The organism is Holospora undulata HU1, from assembly GCF_000388175.3.
GTDB classification, from domain to species: domain Bacteria; phylum Pseudomonadota; class Alphaproteobacteria; order Holosporales; family Holosporaceae; genus Holospora; species Holospora undulata_A.
The window spans coordinates 1-5,292 of sequence record NZ_ARPM03000120.1 but is presented as its reverse complement, the minus strand read 5'-3'; the positions used below and the strand labels follow the sequence as shown (position 1 = coordinate 5,292).

At 36.8% G+C, this 5,292-nt stretch carries 5 protein-coding genes, 1 tRNA gene and 1 pseudogene; 1 reads left to right on the top strand and 6 read right to left on the bottom strand.

Features of this window, described 5'->3' with window-relative positions; translation table 11 throughout:
* Window positions 1-277 precede the first annotated feature (277 nt).
* From K737_RS11940 to K737_RS02825, 6 genes and pseudogenes are all read right to left on the bottom strand, one after another.
* Window positions 278-457, bottom strand: a pseudogene (locus K737_RS11940) (transposase); the annotation flags it as partial.
* 286 nt (window positions 458-743) lie between these two features.
* Window positions 744-827, bottom strand: a complete 84-nt coding sequence (locus tag K737_RS11075) for a hypothetical protein (RefSeq protein ID WP_235075670.1) — start codon at window positions 825-827, stop codon at window positions 744-746.
* Between the two features lie 554 nt (window positions 828-1,381).
* Window positions 1,382-3,154, bottom strand: a complete 1,773-nt coding sequence (aspS, locus tag K737_RS02835) for an aspartate--tRNA ligase (RefSeq protein WP_023492420.1) — start codon at window positions 3,152-3,154, stop codon at window positions 1,382-1,384.
* A 49-nt stretch (window positions 3,155-3,203) separates the two neighbouring features.
* Complete coding sequence (locus K737_RS09990) at window positions 3,204-3,371, bottom strand: hypothetical protein (protein WP_023492422.1); 168 nt, start codon at window positions 3,369-3,371, stop codon at window positions 3,204-3,206.
* Window positions 3,368-4,093 carry a transaldolase family protein gene (locus K737_RS02830; RefSeq protein WP_023492424.1) on the bottom strand — a complete coding sequence of 242 codons (726 nt, stop codon included), beginning with the start codon at window positions 4,091-4,093 and terminating at the stop codon, window positions 3,368-3,370. Before K737_RS02830 ends, K737_RS09990 begins: the two co-directional genes overlap by 4 nt.
* Before the next feature lie 158 nt (window positions 4,094-4,251).
* Window positions 4,252-4,325, bottom strand: a tRNA-Arg gene (locus K737_RS02825).
* A gap of 269 nt (window positions 4,326-4,594) precedes the next feature.
* Between K737_RS02825 and K737_RS10260 the strand changes: the two genes are divergently transcribed.
* Window positions 4,595-4,825, top strand: coding sequence for a hypothetical protein (locus tag K737_RS10260; RefSeq protein ID WP_006295383.1), 231 nt, complete (start codon window positions 4,595-4,597; stop codon window positions 4,823-4,825).
* The last annotated feature ends 467 nt before the right edge of the window (window positions 4,826-5,292 follow it).

Below are 5,292 nucleotides of genomic sequence, written 5' to 3'. Positions count from 1 at the left end.
AATGTAAACTATACTCAACTTCTTGAGAAAACATATGAACACATACGCACTTTTTGATGATTCTTTTTTCAACATTAAACCTCGGTGGATGCCAGAAAAGGCTTTACTGCGTGGTATGCCAAAAATCGAACCTTAGGTCATAAGAATATATGATGCAGATTTTGCAGGAGAAGTTTCCTGAGGAAAAATTCATCGATCTATAGCAATTTAGGTTGAATTGGATATTTTAAAGAACCACGAAATAGCATCGAATAGAGCGTTGAAATTTAGTATATTGTCACCTCTTCATATTAGCCCAGAATTTTTCTATTGGATTCACATAAAAAGAGTAAGGAGGTAGAAAAATTATACTGCATTTTACAGATTCTATTAATTCTTGACTTCTATTGGATTTATGAAAAGAGGCGTTATCCATAATAACACCTTGACCAGGCTTTAGTTCCTTGATCAGAAATTTTTCTACCCAAGTCCGTTAAACCCCATTGGTGTTATCGGTGTGTTGTTAACCAAACCGGCAATACTATTTGATTTATTCTTTGATACGATTTCCCACTCTTTTTGCCAACCAACTTTTCACTTTTTCTGCCCCAGCCTTCTGTTTTTGCACATAGCCATATCAATGCCGCTTTCATCAATATATACAAGACTTGGATAACGCTATATCTTTGATCGATTCTTGATACCGACTTCACTTTTTTTTCTTTACTTTACTTGGCTTGCTTCTAAGTGCGAAAAGTCTTTTTTTAGCTATAGCCTAATCTTTTTAACCAGTAACCGATTGTAAAAATACTTACCAAAAACTCTTGAGCAGCTTTTTTCAAGGTCATATCTTGGGTTTCTTTGACATATTTTTCAAGCTTTTCTAAGTCAATTTTTTTTCTGAGCTACCACGCCTCTTAGGAAAATAACTACCTTCTTGTCTGTTTTTTCTATGCCACCTTCCTATCGCTGATACACTTATTTATAGTTGCGATGGTTCAATATGCCCCCCATCGTCTAAATATTTTATTACCCTTTGTCTTAAATCGTTGCTATAGCTCTTTGTCATTTTCCTTTTATTTTAACAAAAAAAATTACACCTAATTCAACCTAAATTACTATAGTGGACATAAATATTCCTAAGCAAAAGCTTATCGAAGAAAAAATCAAAGGACTGGAGGAGCTCTCTCTTGTGACTCTAGTTTATAACCATTTTATGTTGTTTTTTCTACAATTTTCTCTTGATCTGAGCGCAATATAACATTCTATCAGCTTAGAAAAGATACGGTAAGGAGCGTCAATACATTCTTTCAGCTCCAGTAAAAGGGGGGAAAATTCATAAAAACGACGCCTTAAATTTTTTTATTTTTATTTTACTTATTCCCTTTTTTAGTCCAAAATTTTATTGATTAGGACGCAAGTGAAGTTCTTTCCATCTGGCTGCAGGTAATGGCCCTGGTGCTTGCATCAACAGATCTTTTCCTTGCTGAGTCCAAGGAAAGGCGATGACTTCACGAATATTTGGCACCTCACACAGCAACATTACTATGCGCTCAATGCCGGGAGCCCCCCCCCCGTGAGGGGGAACTCCATAACGAAACGCATTCAATAGTGCGCCAAATTGACGAAATACTTCTTGTTCTTCGTATCCTGCAATACGAAAGGCTTTTTTCATGATTTCTGGATCATGATTTCGGATAGCTCCACTGCACAATTCTATTCCGTTACAAACAATATCATACTGAAAGGCTTTGATATCCAAGGGGGGGAGTTGTTCTAAAGCTTCCATTCCCCCTTGAGGCATAGAAAAAGGATTGTGAGAAAAAACAATCTGTTGCGTTAACGAATCTTCAGCATACATCGGAAAATCTACAATCCAACAAAATCGATAAGTTTTTTCTTCTTCAGAGGTTAAAATTTTCCACAAATGTACTCTTAATTTTCCTAGAAGTTGGGCAACCTCCTTTTCAGGGCCGGCCATAAAGCATATCCCTGTACCTTCTTCTTGTCCAAATTTCTTAGACAACTCCCACTGCTCTTCCTCAGAAAAAAACTTAACAAGAGGTCCTTGCCACTTTTCTTTCTTTTTTAGAATATATCCTAATCCTGGTGCGCCTTGCTCCATAGCCCAGGCTTCTAAATTTTTTAAGAATTGACGAGGTTGCTCAGCTAATCCTGGAACGTTTAATGCGCGTATCACTCCCTTTTTACGTAAGGTTTCTTGAAAAGGACCAAAACTGCTCTGACGGAATAAATCAGATACAGTTGAGATTTTTAAAGGATTTCTTAGATCGGGTTTATCACTTCCATATTCCTCTAAGGCTTTTTCGTAAGGGATACGGGGAAAATCCTCCAAAGGAACATGCCAGCCTTGGGGAGCAAATTTTTGAAAAGTTTCTCGTAAAACAGGTTCAAGTACAGAAAAAACTTCTTCTTGTGTGACAAAAGCCATTTCCATATCTAATTGATAAAACTCTCCTGGGGATCGATCTGCCCTTGGATCTTCATCACGAAAACACGGAGAAATTTGAAAATACTTATCAAATCCCGACGCCATCAAAAGCTGTTTAAATTGTTGAGGAGCTTGAGGAAGGGCATAAAATTGCCCAGGGTACAAACGGCTGGGAACAACATAATCTCTTGCACCTTCTGGGCTTGTTCCGGTCAAAATAGGAGTTTGAATTTCTAAAAATCCTTGATTTTGCATTTTTTCTCTTAAAAACTGAATAACCTTACTGCGCGTGACAATATGCTGATGAAGCTTTGGGCGACGCAAATCCAAAAAACGATATTTTAATCGTGTTTCTTCAGGAAAAGATTCATCTGAATTGACGTTCAATGGTAATGCAGCAGCATAAGACAGAACCTTTGCCGTTTGAACTTTGACTTCTACTTCTCCAGTTTCTATTTTTGTGTTAATAAGATGCGGCTCTCTTAGTACAATAATTCCTTCCACAAAAACTACGGACTCTAGTGAGGCATGCTCTAAAATAACGAATGCCGGACTTGCGGGATCGACAACGCATTGTGCCGTTCCGTAATGATCTCGTAGATCGATAAATAAAAGTTGTCCATGATCGCGCTTTCGATGAATCCATCCTGAAAGTTTAACGCTTTCCCCTTCGTGCAAAGATCTTAAAGCACCGCAATACTTTGTCCTATAAACAGAATTCATACAGATACACTCCTAAAGAAAAGAAAGAAATTTTCATATTTTTCCGTAATTAACGAAACATTTTTAAAACTTGGGTTTCTAGGTGCTCTTTCTCTAAGATTTTATCTTTTAGAAAGCTCTTACAAAACCGTACTCCATTACAAGAATAACAACGTAAAATAATATTTTTTTTAATTAACCGATGAAAAGGAACTTTTTTCGTTTTATCTGCACTCATGCTGAAAACTCTTTTTGAAAAACAGTTTGAGAACTCTTTAGAGAAAGCTGAGACGAAAAAATTTTACTGTCTTCTTGAAATTGCTTTAACCCTTTATCCGTCAGAGGGCTTTGAAGCATTGCTTGCAATACCGAAAACGGAACTGTTGCAACAGGAATTCCTGCCAATAGTGATTGATACACGTGATCTAAAGTTCGAACGGAAGCAGCCAAAAGTTTTGAAGACGATCCTATTTTTTTCAGCATTTGATACGTCTCTTGAAGGATTTGAAATGCGTCTTGCCCATTATCTTGAAGCCGTCCCAAAAAAATAGAAATATATGTTGCTCCAGCTTTTGCTGCCAAAAATGCTTGGATTAAAGAAAAGCACAAAGTGACGTTTACAGGAATTCCTTTTGTTGTAAGCTGAAAACACGCCTTCAATCCTTGATCGGTCAAGGGAATCTTTACGACAACCTGAGGAGACCACTCAGAAAAACAAAGCCCTTGACGAACCATCTCGTCACTATTTTCTGCTGTGACTTCTACGCTTACAGGAAGCAAAGGACTAGCGCTGCAAATATTTTTTATAATGCGTTCAACAGAACTATCCCCAGATTTTTCTTTAAGAGATCTTATTTCTTTGGCTAAAAGAGAAGGATTGGTTGTAACCCCCTTAACGATTCCCATGCGTACTCCTGCAGAGATATCTTTTACTGAAACACTATCCAGAAAAATTTCCAACGTTTTTTCCTATCTAAACACCCTACACGCTTTTAATGATAGCATCCGTAATTATGAAAGAGAAGGGGGAAAAACAAAAGAACTAGATACCAAATCCCTCTCAGGATGTGATAAAGAACACTTTTTAATTATAATCGCTAAAAAGTTAAAAATTGACGCGCGCCCAACAAGACTTGAACTCATAACCTCCAGATCCGTAGTCTGGCGCTCTATCCAGTTGAGCTATGGGCGCTACATCAAAAAGGATTATATTAAGTTTGGATTCATTTGTCAATAAGGAGTTTAAACCATTGCTTCTTTAGTTTTCTTGTTTTGTAATTATCGATAAATTTTTTTAAAAAAAAGATTTATACACAGAGCTGTTTTGAAAATCAAAACTAAGTTTATATATGACGTGTCATCAATTAAGCCAAAGGAAAATTGAAGCCAAGTGGATAGCGCCCAGAAAATTTACAGACATTGCTGACGAGATTGTCTTGGATATCATAGATTTCATGGGACTTGATACTTAAAGCGTCCGGGTTCTCGTCTTTTTTTAGCATCAATGCTGTGTTGATGGGCATGCTCAATTGTTCATCGCGTACTCATTGTCAGCATCACTGGCCAAGATTTCAAAAATTTTCCACACGTCTTTTGATTGAGGATGGCTCAGAAAAAAAGATTGACTTAGATAAGCTTGAAGAGTACGTCAAAGAAAACCAAGATATGACCTTGAAAAAAGCTGCTCAATAATTTGGGGTATAATCAGTTACTGGTTAAAAAGATTAGGCTTGTAGCTAAAAAAAAGACTTTTCGCACGTGGAAGCAAGCCAAGTAAAGCGAAGTTAGTATCAATAATCGATCAAATATGTAGCGTATCCAAGTCTTGTATATATTGATGAAATCGGCATTGATATGGCTATGTGCAAAGACAGAAACTGGGGCAGAAAAAGTGAAAAGTTGCTTGGAAAAAAGAGGGGGAAATAGTATCAAAGAACAAATAGTATTGCCGGTTTGGTTAATAACACGCCGATAGCACCAACAGGTTTTAGATTTTGCGAGATATTATGATTCCAAACTGGGGTAGAAAAATTTCTGATCAAGAAACTAAAGCACGGTCAAGGTGTTAATGAATAATGCCTCTTTTCATAAATTCAAAAAAAGTAGAGAATGTAATAGAATCTGTAAAGAATCTGTAAAATGCAGTATAATCTTTCTAC

What these genes read in the sequence shown, in the direction of transcription:
- K737_RS11075 (WP_235075670.1), bottom strand. Translation starts at nt 827, where the DNA reads ATGACCTTGAAAAAAGCTGCTCAAGAGTTTTTGGTAAGTATTTTTACA.
- aspS (WP_023492420.1), bottom strand. Translation starts at nt 3,154, where the DNA reads ATGAATTCTGTTTATAGGACAAAGTATTGCGGTGCTTTAAGATCTTTG.
- K737_RS09990 (WP_023492422.1), bottom strand. Translation starts at nt 3,371, where the DNA reads ATGAGTGCAGATAAAACGAAAAAAGTTCCTTTTCATCGGTTAATTAAA.